At 71.1% G+C, this 13148-nt stretch carries 14 protein-coding genes; 5 read left to right on the top strand and 9 right to left on the bottom strand.

Going from position 1 to position 13148, the window contains the following annotated elements; all coding sequences use genetic code 11:
• Window positions 1–169 precede the first annotated feature (169 nt).
• Window positions 170–1039, bottom strand: coding sequence for a DUF3558 domain-containing protein (locus ACFVHO_RS26845; protein ID WP_385719603.1), 870 nt, complete (start codon window positions 1037–1039; stop codon window positions 170–172).
• A 124-nt stretch (window positions 1040–1163) separates the two neighbouring features.
• Entirely contained in the window at window positions 1164–2123 is a 960-nt protein-coding gene (locus tag ACFVHO_RS26840) for a DUF3558 domain-containing protein (RefSeq protein WP_385719600.1), read from the bottom strand.
• Between the two features lie 223 nt (window positions 2124–2346).
• Between ACFVHO_RS26840 and ACFVHO_RS26835 the strand changes: the two genes are divergently transcribed.
• Window positions 2347–3540, top strand: coding sequence for an RtcB family protein (locus tag ACFVHO_RS26835; RefSeq protein WP_385719696.1), 1194 nt, complete (start codon window positions 2347–2349; stop codon window positions 3538–3540).
• A gap of 46 nt (window positions 3541–3586) precedes the next feature.
• Here the strand turns inward: ACFVHO_RS26835 and ACFVHO_RS26830 are convergent, their stop codons facing one another.
• The 3 genes from ACFVHO_RS26830 to ACFVHO_RS26820 form a co-directional block, all read right to left on the bottom strand.
• Window positions 3587–4285, bottom strand: coding sequence for an LAGLIDADG family homing endonuclease (locus ACFVHO_RS26830; protein WP_385719597.1), 699 nt, complete (start codon window positions 4283–4285; stop codon window positions 3587–3589).
• Window positions 4286–4603: 318 nt separating this feature from the next.
• Window positions 4604–4813 (bottom strand): hypothetical protein, encoded by a 210-nt coding sequence (locus ACFVHO_RS26825; protein ID WP_385719594.1) that lies wholly within the window; start codon window positions 4811–4813, stop codon window positions 4604–4606.
• Complete coding sequence (locus ACFVHO_RS26820; RefSeq protein ID WP_385719591.1) at window positions 4813–5589, bottom strand: SDR family NAD(P)-dependent oxidoreductase; 777 nt, start codon at window positions 5587–5589, stop codon at window positions 4813–4815. The genes ACFVHO_RS26825 and ACFVHO_RS26820 overlap by 1 nt, the downstream gene beginning before the upstream one ends.
• Window positions 5590–5893: 304 nt before the next feature.
• Between ACFVHO_RS26820 and ACFVHO_RS26815 the strand changes: the two genes are divergently transcribed.
• Window positions 5894–6373 (top strand): hypothetical protein, encoded by a 480-nt coding sequence (locus ACFVHO_RS26815; protein WP_385719589.1) that lies wholly within the window; start codon window positions 5894–5896, stop codon window positions 6371–6373.
• Here ACFVHO_RS26815 and ACFVHO_RS26810 read toward each other — a convergent pair.
• Together ACFVHO_RS26810 and ACFVHO_RS26805 are read right to left on the bottom strand one after the other, a co-directional pair.
• Window positions 6364–6912 (bottom strand): GNAT family N-acetyltransferase, encoded by a 549-nt coding sequence (locus ACFVHO_RS26810; RefSeq protein ID WP_385719586.1) that lies wholly within the window; start codon window positions 6910–6912, stop codon window positions 6364–6366. The genes ACFVHO_RS26815 and ACFVHO_RS26810 overlap by 10 nt on opposite strands.
• Before the next feature lie 84 nt (window positions 6913–6996).
• On the bottom strand, window positions 6997–7908 hold the full coding sequence (locus tag ACFVHO_RS26805; protein ID WP_385719583.1) for a DUF6597 domain-containing transcriptional factor: 912 nt from the start codon (window positions 7906–7908) through the stop codon (window positions 6997–6999).
• A gap of 104 nt (window positions 7909–8012) precedes the next feature.
• On the opposite strand from ACFVHO_RS26805, the gene ACFVHO_RS26800 reads away from it, so the two are divergent.
• Window positions 8013–8612 carry a TIGR03086 family metal-binding protein gene (locus ACFVHO_RS26800; RefSeq protein ID WP_385719580.1) on the top strand — a complete coding sequence of 200 codons (600 nt, stop codon included), beginning with the start codon at window positions 8013–8015 and terminating at the stop codon, window positions 8610–8612.
• A gap of 19 nt (window positions 8613–8631) precedes the next feature.
• On the opposite strand, the gene ACFVHO_RS26795 is transcribed toward ACFVHO_RS26800, so the two are convergent.
• Together ACFVHO_RS26795 and ACFVHO_RS26790 are read right to left on the bottom strand one after the other, a co-directional pair.
• Window positions 8632–9513, bottom strand: coding sequence for a serine hydrolase (locus tag ACFVHO_RS26795; RefSeq protein WP_385719577.1), 882 nt, complete (start codon window positions 9511–9513; stop codon window positions 8632–8634).
• Entirely contained in the window at window positions 9510–10478 is a 969-nt protein-coding gene (locus ACFVHO_RS26790) for a LysR family transcriptional regulator (protein WP_385719574.1), read from the bottom strand. The genes ACFVHO_RS26795 and ACFVHO_RS26790 overlap by 4 nt, the downstream gene beginning before the upstream one ends.
• Before the next feature lie 85 nt (window positions 10479–10563).
• Between ACFVHO_RS26790 and ACFVHO_RS26785 the strand changes: the two genes are divergently transcribed.
• Together ACFVHO_RS26785 and ACFVHO_RS26780 are read left to right on the top strand one after the other, a co-directional pair.
• Window positions 10564–11613 carry an alpha/beta hydrolase family esterase gene (locus ACFVHO_RS26785; RefSeq protein ID WP_385719571.1) on the top strand — a complete coding sequence of 350 codons (1050 nt, stop codon included), beginning with the start codon at window positions 10564–10566 and terminating at the stop codon, window positions 11611–11613.
• A gap of 47 nt (window positions 11614–11660) precedes the next feature.
• A complete protein-coding gene (locus tag ACFVHO_RS26780; RefSeq protein WP_385719569.1) occupies window positions 11661–13136 on the top strand; it encodes a peptidoglycan D,D-transpeptidase FtsI family protein in 1476 nt (491 codons plus the stop codon).
• Window positions 13137–13148: the final 12 nt, after the last annotated feature.

Below are 13148 nucleotides of genomic sequence, written 5' to 3'. Positions count from 1 at the left end.
GCGCCGAGAGGCCGCAGTCACCCGCACGAGTGCCCCCGTGTGCCGGTACGGCAGCCGGCGTGTGGGCGGACACAGCAGGAGCCCGGCCGCCTGGGCGGCCGGGCTCCGGTAACTCCTGCGCGCGCGGGGCGAGTTGAGGTGACCCCGCGCGCGTATGCGAAGAGTCGGACTACTCGCTCTTGGGCTTCGCGTCGGACTTCGGCTTCGCGCCGGAGCCGTCCTTGGAATTGTCGTCCTTGTCGCCCTTGGGGGTGCCGGAGGACTTGTCCGTGCCGCCCGCGCCGCCCGCCTTGTTCGCCGCCGCCACCGCCGCGACCGCCTCCTTGGCGGCCTTCTGGGTGTCCTTGGCGAGGGCCGCCTCGTCGGGGGACTTGTCGCCGGCGAGGCCCGCGCCGTTGTAGTCGACCGTGACGACGGCGTTCTCCACGCGGGCCACGAGCGTCTGCTGCTTGAAGGTGTCCTTCTCCTTCTTGACGTCATAGCTGACCAGCGTCGCCTGGTCACCCACGCCCGGCACCGGAGTGGTCTTGACGCCCTTGGCGTCCTTGGCCGCCTGGGCGTCGGTGACCTGCTTGGTGAAGTTGCCCTGGGCACGCTTGGCGCCGCTGCCGAGCGACTGGTCGGACTCGAAGCGGTTCAGCGAGACACGCAGCCAACGGAACTGGGAGCCGTCGACGCCGTTGTTGTCCAGGCTGTCCCACGTGCAGTTGCCGCGCGTGGACACATCGTCCGACGTGCCCGTCTTGCCCGCCTTGTTCTTCGTGGCCGGGACAAGATCCCCGAGAGTCTTCTTGGAGAGCGTGGCGCAAGGCTCGGGCAGCTTGGCGAACGCGGCCTTCTCCACCGTCGCGGGCTTGTCGGCGGCACCGTCCGCGCCACCGGACGCAGACGCCGACGACTCGGCGCCCGAGTCCTTCTTGTCCCCGTCCGAACCGGAGTCGCCGCTGCAGGCGGAGGCGAAAAGGATCACCGGTACGGCTGCCGCGCCCACCAGAACGCGGGTGAGTCGCTGACGCTGTCGCTGTGCGGGTCGGTGCATGGTTCCTTCACTCGTGTTCGCTCTCGGCGGCCGTGCCGTTCCATGGGGTCGTTGAGCCACCGTACGCGGTGTGCGACGCGGGTGACCCGGCTTCCGGCGAGCCCGCACACCCCCGAAACGGCCCTCAGCCGTCGAACCTGTCCACCAGGTTTTCCGCCAGTTCGCGCGCGTTGTCCTGCATTTCCTTGGAGTCCGGGACCTCGGTCCTACGGGCCGGCTGCTCGTCGTACTCCACCGTCACGATCACATTCGACGTGCGGAACACCACAGTCACGGTGCGCTGCCGCGTCGCCGACGCGGCGGTGGTCAGCACGTCGTTCAGGAACGCCTCGTCGCCGAGGTCGTCCAGGGTGCGCGGCTCGTACCCGGCGGGGGTGTTCTCCTCCGCCACGGCCCCACCGCCGTCGGGCTCGTCGTCCGCCGCGGCGCCGTCGCCCTTCTTGGCGGAGGCGTGGGCGGCGGCCGGGGCGCCCTGGGCACGCGGGGAGCCGTCTGAGTCATCCGGTCCATCTGATTTGTCCGAGCCGCCCGGCTTGCCGGTCCCCTTGGGGGCATCGGAATCCCCGGACTCCCCGGAACCCCCCGACCCCTCCGGCTCCTCCGTGTCGTCGTCCTCGCCCGACCCCGAGGACGGCGGCTCCGGAATCCCCGCCTCCCGGAGCTTCGACCGGTACAGCTCCTGCGCCCGGGTCTCGTCGCTGACCGTCCCGTCGTACGACACCACCCGCTCGAAGTCGACGAGCAGATGATGGGTCGCGTCCGCCGACTCGACCTTCCAGCGGCAACCCACACGCCGGTCGGTGTCATACGTCACCGTCGCGGAGCCTGCGTACGCCCTCTCTCGCTGCTTGGTGTCCTCGATGTCCTGAATGCCCGGCAGCATCGCGTCGAGCGTCGAGTTGTCGACCGCACCGCAGGGCTCGGGCAGCGTGCGGTACTTCCCGGGCTCGGCCGCCGCCGTGGAACTGCCGGAGTCGCCCGACTTGCCGTCGTCACCCGCGCCGGTCCCCGAGCTGCCGGTGCAGCCGGCGAGCAGCGCCACGAGGAGCGCGGCCGTGCCCGGTACGTAGACCCTCCGCTGCACCGTGCTGGCTCCTCTCGACGTGGACGGGTCCGGCCGACCCGTGCGGGCCGCGCCACCGGGCCTGTCCGGCCTGGTTATTCGGTTGCCGCCGACGGACGGCCGGTGGACACAATGTGTATCGCACGCGCCGCTGTGGATGCCGGTCCGTTATCCCATACGTCGACCTTGGCACCGGTATTTGCGCTTCAAGTCTTTTGTTGTTGTACGGGGGAAAGAGGAAGCTATGTCGTACGTAGAGATGCCCGGGGCGAACGTTCCCATCCGGATGTGGGCGGACCCCAAGACGGTCGAGGGCGCCGCGATGCAGCAGCTGCGCAACGTCGCCACGCTGCCGTGGATCAAGGGCCTGGCCGTCATGCCGGACGTCCACTTCGGCAAGGGCGCGACGGTCGGCTCCGTGATCGCCATGCAGGGTGCGGTGTGCCCGGCGGCGGTCGGCGTCGACATCGGCTGCGGGATGTCGGCGGTGAAGACGTCGTTGACGGCCGCCGATCTGCCGGACGACCTGTCGCGACTGCGGTCGAAGATCGAGCAGGCCATTCCGGTGGGGCGGGGGATGCATGAGGACCCCGTCGAGCCGGGGAAGTTCCACGGGGTGCCGACCGGAGGGTGGGACGACTTCTGGGGGCGGTTCGACGGGGTGGCGGATTCGGTCAAGTTCCGTCAGGAGCGGGCCGTCAAGCAGATGGGAACGCTTGGGTCCGGAAATCATATGATCGAGTTTTGTCTCGATGAGTCTGGTTCGGTCTGGCTGATGCTGCACTCCGGATCGCGGAACATCGGTAAGGAGCTGGCGGAGCATCACATCGGTGTGGCCCGCGACCTGCCGCACAACCAGGGCCTGGTGGACCGTGACCTGGCGGTGTTCGTTGCGGACACCCCGCAGATGGCGGCCTACCGGAACGACTTGTACTGGGCGCAGGAGTACGCGAAGCACAACCGCGCGCTTATGATGGCGCTCTTCAAGGACGTGGTTCGCAAAGAGTTCAAGAAGGCCGCGCCGAGCTTCGAGCAAGAGATCTCCTGCCACCACAACTACGTGGCGGAGGAGCGGTACGACGGCATGGACCTGCTGGTCACCCGTAAGGGGGCGATCCGCGCGGGCTCCGGTGACTACGGCATCATCCCCGGCTCGATGGGCACCAGCTCGTACATCGTGAAAGGTCTCGGCAATGAGGCGGCCTTCAACTCCGCGTCGCATGGTGCGGGGCGGCGGATGAGCCGCAATGCCGCGAAGCGCCGCTTCACGGTGCAGGATCTGGAAGAGCAGACCCGAGGCGTGGAGTGCCGCAAGGACTCGGGCGTCCTGGATGAGATTCCGGCTGCGTACAAGTCGATCGAGCGGGTTATGGAGAGCCAGCGCGACCTCGTCGAGGCCGTGGCCAAGCTGAAGCAGGTCATCTGCGTCAAGGGCTGACCGCCTGGGTGAGGGCAGCCGAAACCGGTGCCCTCACCCACCCATGTCAGTCGGGTTGCTGAACCAGTCCGTTGCGAAGCTTCCAGCGGCGCACTTGGCACGCGCTTAAGGAATAGCCCAACTCTGATGCGGCGTGCTTGATCGTTGGCGCTGCCAGCAGCCTCCTGTCCATTTCGGGTGTCCAGCGGATACGCGGTGGCTTCACTTTCGAGCCTGCGGGGCGGGTCCAGCTCAGGACGGACGTGGCTGAGGACTGTTTGCGCTCGAGTGCCAAACAATCCGGGTAGTAGAGATCCGCCGCCAGTGCCTGTGCCGTTTCTGTGACGTAGAGGACGTTGTAGACGCCGTCGCGCGCGTTACGGGTCAAAGTGCGCTCAGCACCCGTGAGTGCATGGGCGTGTTGGCTGAAGTAGCGGGCTACGGCGGTACTGGCTGTCGTGAGTGAGACGAACGGTAGGCCCTGGCCCGTATAGCCGATCGAGCCGTCAGCGTCGACGATTCCGCGGACGTAGTCGCGTTGGGAGAACGCGACACTTGGTGGACCTACCACTTTGGACTTGCGGCCGTAGGGCAGGCCGAGTCGGTTGACCGTTGTCCTGGCCTCGAGGGAGTGCAGGTTCCAGATGGCCGAAGTATGGGTCTCGGCGAAGTTGGTGGAGCGGGTCCGTTCGCTGATGGTGCTGTTATAGGGCGTCAAGCGCTGGAACTCGTACAGAATCGCGGAGTCACAGGCGCTGATCTCCAAGGCCAGCCTCCCTCTGTCCCGTGTCGTCGCAGAGAGATGCCCATCCATCTGCAAGAACCCGAACATGTACGCGTACTCGGGGACTTCGAGGTCCATGAACCGGTGACCGCTAGGCTCGTGTTCAGCCATGAGGAAGTGAGCCTTCCTGTTTGGTCAGGCCCTCGGTCCGGGATGCCGCCCGGCTGGGGGCCGTCTGTTTGATGTTGTCGGCTTGAGCCTAGGCAGGCCGGACATCAACTCGCATGGCGATAGGACGCGTTCACCGGTGTGGGTGACTCGCGTTCGGGCCGGGGCGGGGTGCTGGTGAAGGCGGGACGTCTACTCCGCGTGCATGACCGCGTAGATCATGATGAACGCCACGATGTGGATGCCGAAGAGGAAGTACGCCAGGTACCACCACACCAGGCGTTCGTTCTTCTTCTCCTGGGCGAGTTGGCGGGACTCCTGTTCGTGGATGAGGCGGTCCAGGGGGTCCGGGGAGTCGGGCGAGCCGCCGGGGGTGCCGGGGTCGTCGGCGGCGTAGGTCATCACTGCTCCCGGTGGACCTTCGTGTTGGACGCCTGGGCGCGGGGGCGGACCACGAGGAGGTCGATGTTGACGTGGGGCGGGCGGGTGACCGCCCAGGTGATCGTGTCCGCCACGTCGTCGGCGGTGAGGGGCTCGGCCACGCCCGCGTAGACCTTCGCGGCCTTGTCCGCGTCGCCGCCGAAGCGGGTGAGCGCGAAGCCCTCGGTCTTGACCATGCCGGGGGCGACCTCGATCACGCGGACCGGGGTGCCGACGATCTCCAGGCGCAGGGTCTCGGCGAGGACGTGCTCGGCGTGCTTGGCGGCGACGTAGCCCCCGCCGCCCTCGTACGTGCCGTGGCCCGCCGTGGAGGAGACGACGACCACGGTGCCGTCGCCGCTCGCGGTGAGGGCCGGGAGCAGGGCCTGGGTGACGTTCAGGGTGCCGATGACGTTCGTCTCGTACATCTGGCGCCAGTCCGCCGGGTCGCCGGTCGAGACGGGGTCGGCGCCGAGCGCGCCGCCCGCGTTGTTCACCAGGACCGCGATCTCGCGGAAGGCGGTCGCGAAGGTGTCGACGGCCGCGCGGTCGGTGACATCGAGCTCGTACGCCGTGGCGCTGTGCCCGGCGTCGGTCAGCTCGGCCGCGAGGGTCTCGATGCGGTCCTTGCGGCGGGCCGTCAGGACGACCCGGTACCCGGCCGCCGCGAGGCCGCGGGCCGTGGCCGCGCCGATGCCGCCGCTGGCGCCCGTGACGATGGCGATGCCGGGCTTGCGGGGCGTTGCGGCGGCGGACATGCGGGCTCCCTGGGGTTCGTTTCGTACGTGCGTTCCGTACGTGCGTTCCGTACTGCCTCGGTCAGCATAGGCGCGGCCTGCCCGGGGTGGAGGGGCGGTGTTGGCCTTGGGAGCGGGGGCGGAGTGGGGGGGGGGCGACGCGGTGGCGGAGTGGGGGCGGGTGTGGTCAACAGGGTGGCATGTGGGGGGTTGGGGGGTCCGGGGCCGTGGGGGGTGGCATGTATGGCGGTGGTGTGGGCGCCGGTGGTGTGGATGTCGGCGGCGCCGTGGATCCGGGACGGACGTCGGGATCGGCGTCGGTGGCGTGGAGGTAGTCGTGCGGGTGCTCTGTGTGGGGGCCGTGGTCGCGGGGGCGGTGCTGTGGGGGAGCGGGGGCGCCGTGGCGGACGTGGACGCGGTGCCGGAGGCGGATGTCGCGTACCACGGGCAGGTGGCCATGACCCGGGGGCTCGCGGCGGTCTCCCTGACGCCGGAGAACCACGGCCCGGACGACGTCCCGGGTGCCACGGTCCGTCTTGTCTGGTCGGTGCCCCTGGAGGACGGCACGCGGCTGCCGGACACCTGTGTGCGGTCCGGTGAGCGCGGGGTGCTGTGCCGCACGGGTGCGCTGCCCGCGGGCGCGCGCGGTGAGCGGCTGCACCTCGCGGTGCGGCTCCGCGGGGCGCCCCGCGAGGTGACGGTGACGGTGGGCACCGTCTGGAACGGCGGCGCCGTCGACCACAATCCCCGCAACAACGAGCATGCGGTGCTTGTCCTCGACACCGGGGACTCGTACTACTTCTGAACCGGCCCGCCCGTGTCCGTCAGGTCGCGCAGGTCGAGGCGCCAGTCGTTGCACCGCATCCAGTGCCCCTTCGGGTACTCCATGTCCTCCTCCCCGAGCAGCGTGAAGCCCGCCTTGCGGCACACGCCGTTGGACGCGGGGTTGGTCACGGAGGGGAACGCGTGCAGGTGGTGGTGGCGGGCCTCGCGGCGGGCCTCGGCCACGACCAGGCGGACCGCCGTGCCCGCGATGCCGTGGCCCTGGAACTCGGGGACCACGCCCCAGCCGGCCTCCCACACGTCCTCGCCCTTGTGGTGGGTCTCCCAGAAGCCGACGATGCCCGCCGACGCCCCCTCGGGGCCCGCCGCGATCCGGAACATCCGGCCTCCGCGGCCGTCGTCCAGGCCCAGATACCGACGGTGGCGGTCGAGCAGCTTCTCGTGGGTCTCGGGGCCGCCCAAGTGCGCCGTCATCTCGGGTGAGTTGTGCCGTACGAGCAGCTCGAAGTCGCCCTCCGACCAGGGCGCGAGCCGGACATCCTGAGCCTGTGTTCTCTCCATGGCCTCACGGTAGGCGGAGGGTCTGACAATGCCCGGCGCGTCGACGGCCGCCGCACCCCCCGCCGTCCTGAGGGCCGCCCCGCCTCAGCCCGCCGCGTACGCCGTCGGCGGCACCCCCACGGTCGCCGTGAAGTCCCGTACGAGATGTGCCTGGTCCGCGTACCCGAGCCCCGCCGCGAGGTCCGCCCAGTCCACCGTCGCCGCAGACTCCGCGCGCTCCAGGGCCTCGTGGATGCGGTAGCGCAGGATCACCCACTTCGGGCCGACCCCCACGTACGCGGAGAACAGTCGTTGCAGCGCCCGCACCGACAGGCCCGCCTCGCGCGCGAGGTCGCCGACGCGCCGGATCGCGCGGTCGGCGCGGATGCGGTCGGCGAGGGCCATGGCGAGGTCGGCCTGCGGGTCGGGGGCGGGGCCGTGGCGCAGCAGGAAGGCGTCGAGGGCGGCCACGCGCGCGTGCTCGTCGTCAGGGGCGAGGATCGCGTCGGCCGCGTCAGAGATGCCGACCATGTCGGCCGCGTCGGCCATATCGGCCACGCCGGTCGGCCCGGCCACCGCACCCGCGTCCGGACGCACGTCTTCGAAGACGTCCTCCAGGGGCACCTCCCGCCCCGTCAGCTCCGCCACCGCCAGCCCGGGTGCGAACGGCCGGAAGCCGCCCGGCCGGAACTGCACCCCGCACACCCGCCCGCGCCCGGTCAGCTCCTTGCTGAACAGGCCGAGGCCGATGCCCGCGACCTCCCCGAAGGGCGCGCGGCCCGGCAGGTCCTGGAAGACGACGTTCACCGACGGGTGCGGCACCACGTGCGTCATGTACGGCTCGGTGAGGTCCCAGTCGATCAGCCAGTAGTGCTCCAGGTAGGGGCGGAGCGGCTCGGCGGGCGCGTGGCGTCGGAAGCGTACGCGGGTCAGCAGGCCGGAGGCGTCGACGATGCCCCGGGTGTCGCGGCGGGGGGTGCCGGGGGACGGAGGGGGAGAGGCGGAGGGGCCGGGCATGGCGTGATCGTAGGGCGGGGTACCGACAGCGGCCCCGGACGCGCTCTGCGGGGCTGTCGCGTTTGTTCAAGACGGGCCGGGCCCCGGCTGTCTACGGTCGTCCCATGAACACCACTCACAAGACCGGAGACCTCCTGGCCGTCGCCGCCGCGCATGCCCTGCCCGTGGTGCGGAACCTGCCCGACGACCGCCTCGACGCGGCCACGCCCTGTGCCGAGTACGACGTGCGTGCCCTGGTGAACCACCTCTTCCACGTCGTCGTGCAGTTCCAGGAGCTGGCCGCCAAGCGGAACGCCGACTTCGGCGGTGATACGCCCGACTACGTGGCCGAGGGCGACGACTGGCGGGAGCGGTTCGCGGAGCAGACGGAGAAGGTGGTCGCCGCCTGGTCCGCGCCCGGGGCCGACGAGGGCACCACCGGTGCGATGAACATGCCCGCGCGGACGGTCGGTTCGATGGTCCTGCTCGATCTGACGGTGCACGCCTGGGACCTGGCCCGCGCGACGGGGCAGGAGTACGGGACGGACGAGGAGGCCGCGAGCGGCGTACCGGACGTCGTGGACACCCTGCGCGCGGCCGTCGCCGAGCTGGGCCCCACGGCCCGTGCGATGGGCGTCCTCGACGAGCCGGTGGCGGTGTCCGAGGATGCCTCGGACTTCGACCGGCTGCTCGCGGCGACGGGGCGGGACCCGCACTGGAGCTGAACCCGGCCACCGGCCCGCCTCACGACGGCGACGGCGTCCGCAGCGCCTCCACCGCGATCCGCGCCGCCGTCCCGATGACCGCGTCCGCCGAGGGCAGCGTGGCCGCCGTGCGGGCGGCGCGGGTGAAGACGGCGACGGCGTAGCGGCCGCCGTCGGGGTACTCGACGACGCCGACCTCGTTGCGCACGGTCGGCAGGCTGCCGGTCTTGCCCGCGACGTGGACGTCGTCGAAGGGGAATCCCGCGGCGAGGCGGTGCGGCCAGACCTGGAGGCCGAGGACGCGGCGCATGGCCGCGCCGTGCTCGGGGGTGCAGGCCTCGTCCCGCCACACCGCGCCGAGCAGGCGGGTCATGTCGCGCGGGGTGCTGTGGTTGGTGCGGGCGGGGTCGAGGGCGCGCAGGCGGGCGATGACGTAGGGGTCGGTCAGGGCCTGCGCGCCGCCGGGGCCCGCGTCCTCGCGCATGGAGGCGAACATCTCGCGGAAGCTGTGCACGGCGCGGGTGCGGGCGAGGCCGAGGCGGGCCGTGGTGGCGTTGACGGCGTCCAGGCCGACGCGGCCGAGGAGGAGTTCGGCGGCGGTGTTGTCGCTGACGGCCATCATCAGGTACGCGGCGTCGCGCAGGGACATCCGTACGGGGTCGAGCATCGCGGCGAGCCCGGTCGGGCCGGACGTGCGGTCGGTGGGCGGGCACTCGATCTGCTCGGTGAGGTCGAGGCGGCCCGCCGCGGCCTGCTCGTGCAGCGTGACGAGGACGCACAGCTTGTGGACGCTCGCGGTGACGACGGGCTGGTCCGCGCCGACGCCGACCTCCGCGCCGGAGTCGATGTCGACGGCGTGCAGTCGGCCCGTGACGCCGGCCTCGGTGAACGCGTCCTGGAGACGGATGGGGGTCGTGGTCACAGCCAGTACTCCGCGGTCGGACGCAGATGGAGCGGACGCGGGGGCGCGTCGGCGGTCAGGGCGGCGGTGTCGTGCAGGGCGCGCGTGACCGCTTCGGCGAACGCCACCACCGCGGTGTCGCCGCGCCCCTTGGGCCAGGCCACCGAGTGCCGCCAGGCCAGCGGGGCGCCGGCCAGAGGCCGCCAGACGATGTCGGGCTCCGTGCCCGCAGGGGGGACGGGGTGGGCGTCCTTGGGGCTGAAGGCGACGGCGTGCGAGGACAGGATCAGGCCGCGCACGAAGCTGGCGCCCTGGCCGTGCCGGACGGCGGTCGGGGTGTAGCCGTCGCGGGCGCAGGTGGTGAGGAGGTCGTCGTGCAGGGCGGGGGCGGCGCTGCGGTGGAAGAGGACCAGGTCGTAGCCGGTGAGGGCGGTGAGGGGGACCTCGGTGAGGGCGGCGGCGGGGGCGCCGCGGGGCAGCAGCACGCCGACCTCGCGGCGCAGCACCGGGCCGAGTTCGAGGCCGGTGACGTCGCAGGGGTGGTGGATGAGGCCGACGTCCAGGTCGTGCGCGGTGAGCTGGGCGAGCTGCTGGGTGGTGGTCAGCTCGCGCAGTTCCAGTTCGACGCCCGCGTGGTGGCTGCGGAAGTCGGCGAGGAGCGCGGCGACGGTCTCGCCCGCGATGTCGGGCGGGAGGGCGGCCCGCAGCAGTCCGCTCTCGCCGTCGCGGATGCGGCGGGCGGTGGCGAGCAGGGCCTCGGACCGGGCGAGCAGTTCGCGGGCCTCGTCGAGGAGCAGCGTCCCGGCCTTGGTGATGGTGACCTGTCTGCTGGTGCGTTCGAAGAGGCGCACGCCGAGGTGGCGCTCCAGGCGCTGGACGCGTTGCGACAGGGGTGGCTGGGCCATGCCGAGGCGTTCGGCGGCCCGACCGAAATGTGACTCTTCCGCAACAGCCACAAAGCACTCCAGGTGCCGCATCAGGTCCACGAGCAGCGACGATATCGCAGATTAATGAATAAGTAAGTGATATCGAACTTGGACATAGGGGGTGCGGCGCTGATCTGCTCCCTCCATGACCTCGCTGACCTCGCTCTCTTGGGTACGGCCCGCCCCCGCTCGCGTACGTCGTCGACGCGCCGTGCGCCGTTGGTCCGGCGTCCTCGTCGTGGGCCTCGCCCTCGTCACGGGCTGCTCCACCGACTCCGGCTCCGGTACGTCCTCGAACTCCCCGAAGCCATCGGCCGCCGCCGACACCCGCGAGCGGCTGCGCGTGGACGGCACCACCCGCGACTACCTGCTGCACAAGCCCGCCAAGTCCGGCACGGGACCGCGCCCGCTGGTCGTCGCCTTCCACGGCCGTGGCGCCGACCCCGCCGAGATGCGCGAACTGTCCGGCCTGAACGAGGCGGCCAAGGCGCGCGGGATGCTCGTCGCCTACCCGGAGGCCCTGCGCAAGACGTGGGGCGCGGGCGCGGCGCCGTCCCGGAAGCGCCCGGACCCCGACGCCGACGTGCGCTTCACGCAGGCCCTGGTCGACAAGCTGGTCCGCACGGAGCGGGCCGACCCCCGGCGGGTGTACGTCGTGGGGTTCTCCAACGGCGGCTCGATGGCGCTGCGGGTGGCGGCGGACCGGCCGAAGCTGGTGGCGGGGGCCGTGGCCGTCGCGGGGCAGTTGCCCACGGGGCGGGACGAGGTGCGGCCGACGGGGCCGGTGCCGGTGATGGTCGTCTACGGGGCCAAGGACCCGGTGCGTCCGGTCACGGGCCTGGCCCGTCCCGGGCCCGCCCCCAAGGGCCAGGAGCCCATCATGGCAACCAAGTCGGCCCGCTCGAGCGTCAAGGCCTTTGCCACGGCCGGTCGTACGAAGCCTCCGGTCGAGCAGTCCCGGAAGGGCTACGACCGCACCGTGTGGCGTCCCGGCCCCGGCACGGTCCCCGTCGAACTCCTCGTCGTGCGCGACGCGGGTCACACCTGGCCCGGAACGCGCGTCACCCCGCCCAAGGGCTTCGGCCCCGCCAGCACGGCGCTGGACACCACCGGCACCGTCCTCGGCTTCCTCACCGACCAGAGCCCGCGACCCCCGCACGGGGCGGCCAAGAACCAGGAGCGCAGCGACCGATGAACGAGAGCGACCGATGAACGTGAGCGACCGATGAACGTGAGCGACCGATGAACAAGACCGTCCGCCGCGCAGCCGTCTTCTGCGGGCTGCTCGTCCTCGCCCTCCTCGTGCGCGCGACCTGGGTGCAGTTCGTGAGCGCCGAGACCCTCGCCGAGCACGATCAGAACCGGCGCGTGAAGATAGCCGACTTCGGCCAGCCGCGCGGCGACATCATCGTCGGCGGCGAGGCCGTCACGGGTTCCGTGACCACGCCGGGATCGGACTTCAAGTACAAGCGGGTCTTCAAGGACGGCCCGATGTACGCGCCGGTCACCGGCTTCTTCTCGCAGTCCCAGGGGCAGACGTTCCTGGAGGGCGTGCACAACGACCTGCTCACCGGCAGGGACAGCAGACTGCTCGGCTCGCCCCTCGACACCCTGACCGGCGAGCGGCCCAAGGGCGGCGACGTGGTCACGACCATCGACCCGAAGGCGCAGAAGGCCGCGTACAAGGGCCTGACCGACCTGGACGCCAAGGGCGCGGTGGTCGCCATCGACCCGCGCTCCGGCAAGATCCTGGCGCTCGCGAGCACGCCCTCGTACGACCCGTCGGTGTTCTCCGGGATCTCCGGCAAGGACGGCAAGGCCTTCGAGAAGCTGAGGAAGGACAAGGCCAAGCCGCTCAACAACCGGGCGTTCCGCGAGGCGTACCCGCCGGGCTCGACCTTCAAGATCCTCACCGCGGCCGCCGCCCTGGAGCACGGCACGGTCGGCGACATCAACGAGCGGTCCCGTGCGCGGGCCCCCTACCGGCTGCCGCAGAGCTCGACGGAGATCGGCAACGTCGTGCCGAACGACATGTGCGACAAGGTGTCGATGAAGACCGCGATGCAGTGGTCGTGCAACAACGTCTTCCTCGACGCCGCGTTGCGGACGGGCAAGGACAAGATGCGGGAGACGGCGGAGCGGTTCGGCTTCAACGAGGAGCAGTTCATGCCCGTACGGACGTCCGCGAGCGGCTATCCGGAGAAGCTGGACAAGCCCGGGACGGCGCTGACCGGCATGGGCCAGGGCAGCGTCACCACGACGCCGTTCCAGATGGCCATGGTCACCGCGGGCCTCGCCAACGACGGCAAGGTCATGAAGCCGTACCTGGTCGAGGAGTTGCGCGGCGCCGACCTCTCGACGGTCGAGAAGACCGAGCCCGAGGAGCTGGAGCAGGCCGTCTCGCCGGAGACCGCGCGCAAGGTGCAGGAGATGATGGAGTACACGGTCACCGACGGCACCGGCGACAAGGTGGCCATCGACGGCGTCACCGTCGGCGGCAAGCCCGGCACCGCGCAGCACGGCTCGAACGTGCGCGACCAGCGGCCGTACGCGTGGTTCGTGTCCTACGCCAAGCAGTCCGACGGCACCTCGCCGGTGGCGGTCGCGGTGCTCGTCGACCCCGAGGACATGGACATCACCCGCTCCGAGATCGCGGGCGGCAAGCTGGGCGCGCCGATCGCCAAGGCGGTGATGCAGGCGGTCCTGAAGAAGTCCTGACCGGGACCAGGA

Source organism: Streptomyces sp. NPDC127108 (assembly GCF_042677545.1).
Taxonomy (GTDB): Bacteria; Actinomycetota; Actinomycetes; order Streptomycetales; family Streptomycetaceae; genus Streptomyces.
This window is presented reverse-complemented; position numbering and strand designations above follow the sequence as displayed.

Coding starts and splice junctions, on each gene's coding strand:
- ACFVHO_RS26845 (WP_385719603.1), bottom strand. CDS start 1,039: ATGCACCGACCCGCACAGCGACAGCGTCAGCGACTCACCCGCGTTCTG.
- ACFVHO_RS26835 (WP_385719696.1), top strand. CDS start 2,347: ATGTCGTACGTAGAGATGCCCGGGGCGAACGTTCCCATCCGGATGTGG.
- ACFVHO_RS26825 (WP_385719594.1), bottom strand. CDS start 4,813: ATGACCTACGCCGCCGACGACCCCGGCACCCCCGGCGGCTCGCCCGAC.
- ACFVHO_RS26820 (WP_385719591.1), bottom strand. CDS start 5,589: ATGTCCGCCGCCGCAACGCCCCGCAAGCCCGGCATCGCCATCGTCACG.
- ACFVHO_RS26810 (WP_385719586.1), bottom strand. CDS start 6,912: ATGGAGAGAACACAGGCTCAGGATGTCCGGCTCGCGCCCTGGTCGGAG.
- ACFVHO_RS26805 (WP_385719583.1), bottom strand. CDS start 7,908: ATGCCCGGCCCCTCCGCCTCTCCCCCTCCGTCCCCCGGCACCCCCCGC.
- ACFVHO_RS26800 (WP_385719580.1), top strand. CDS start 8,013: ATGAACACCACTCACAAGACCGGAGACCTCCTGGCCGTCGCCGCCGCG.
- ACFVHO_RS26785 (WP_385719571.1), top strand. CDS start 10,564: ATGACCTCGCTGACCTCGCTCTCTTGGGTACGGCCCGCCCCCGCTCGC.
- ACFVHO_RS26780 (WP_385719569.1), top strand. CDS start 11,661: ATGAACAAGACCGTCCGCCGCGCAGCCGTCTTCTGCGGGCTGCTCGTC.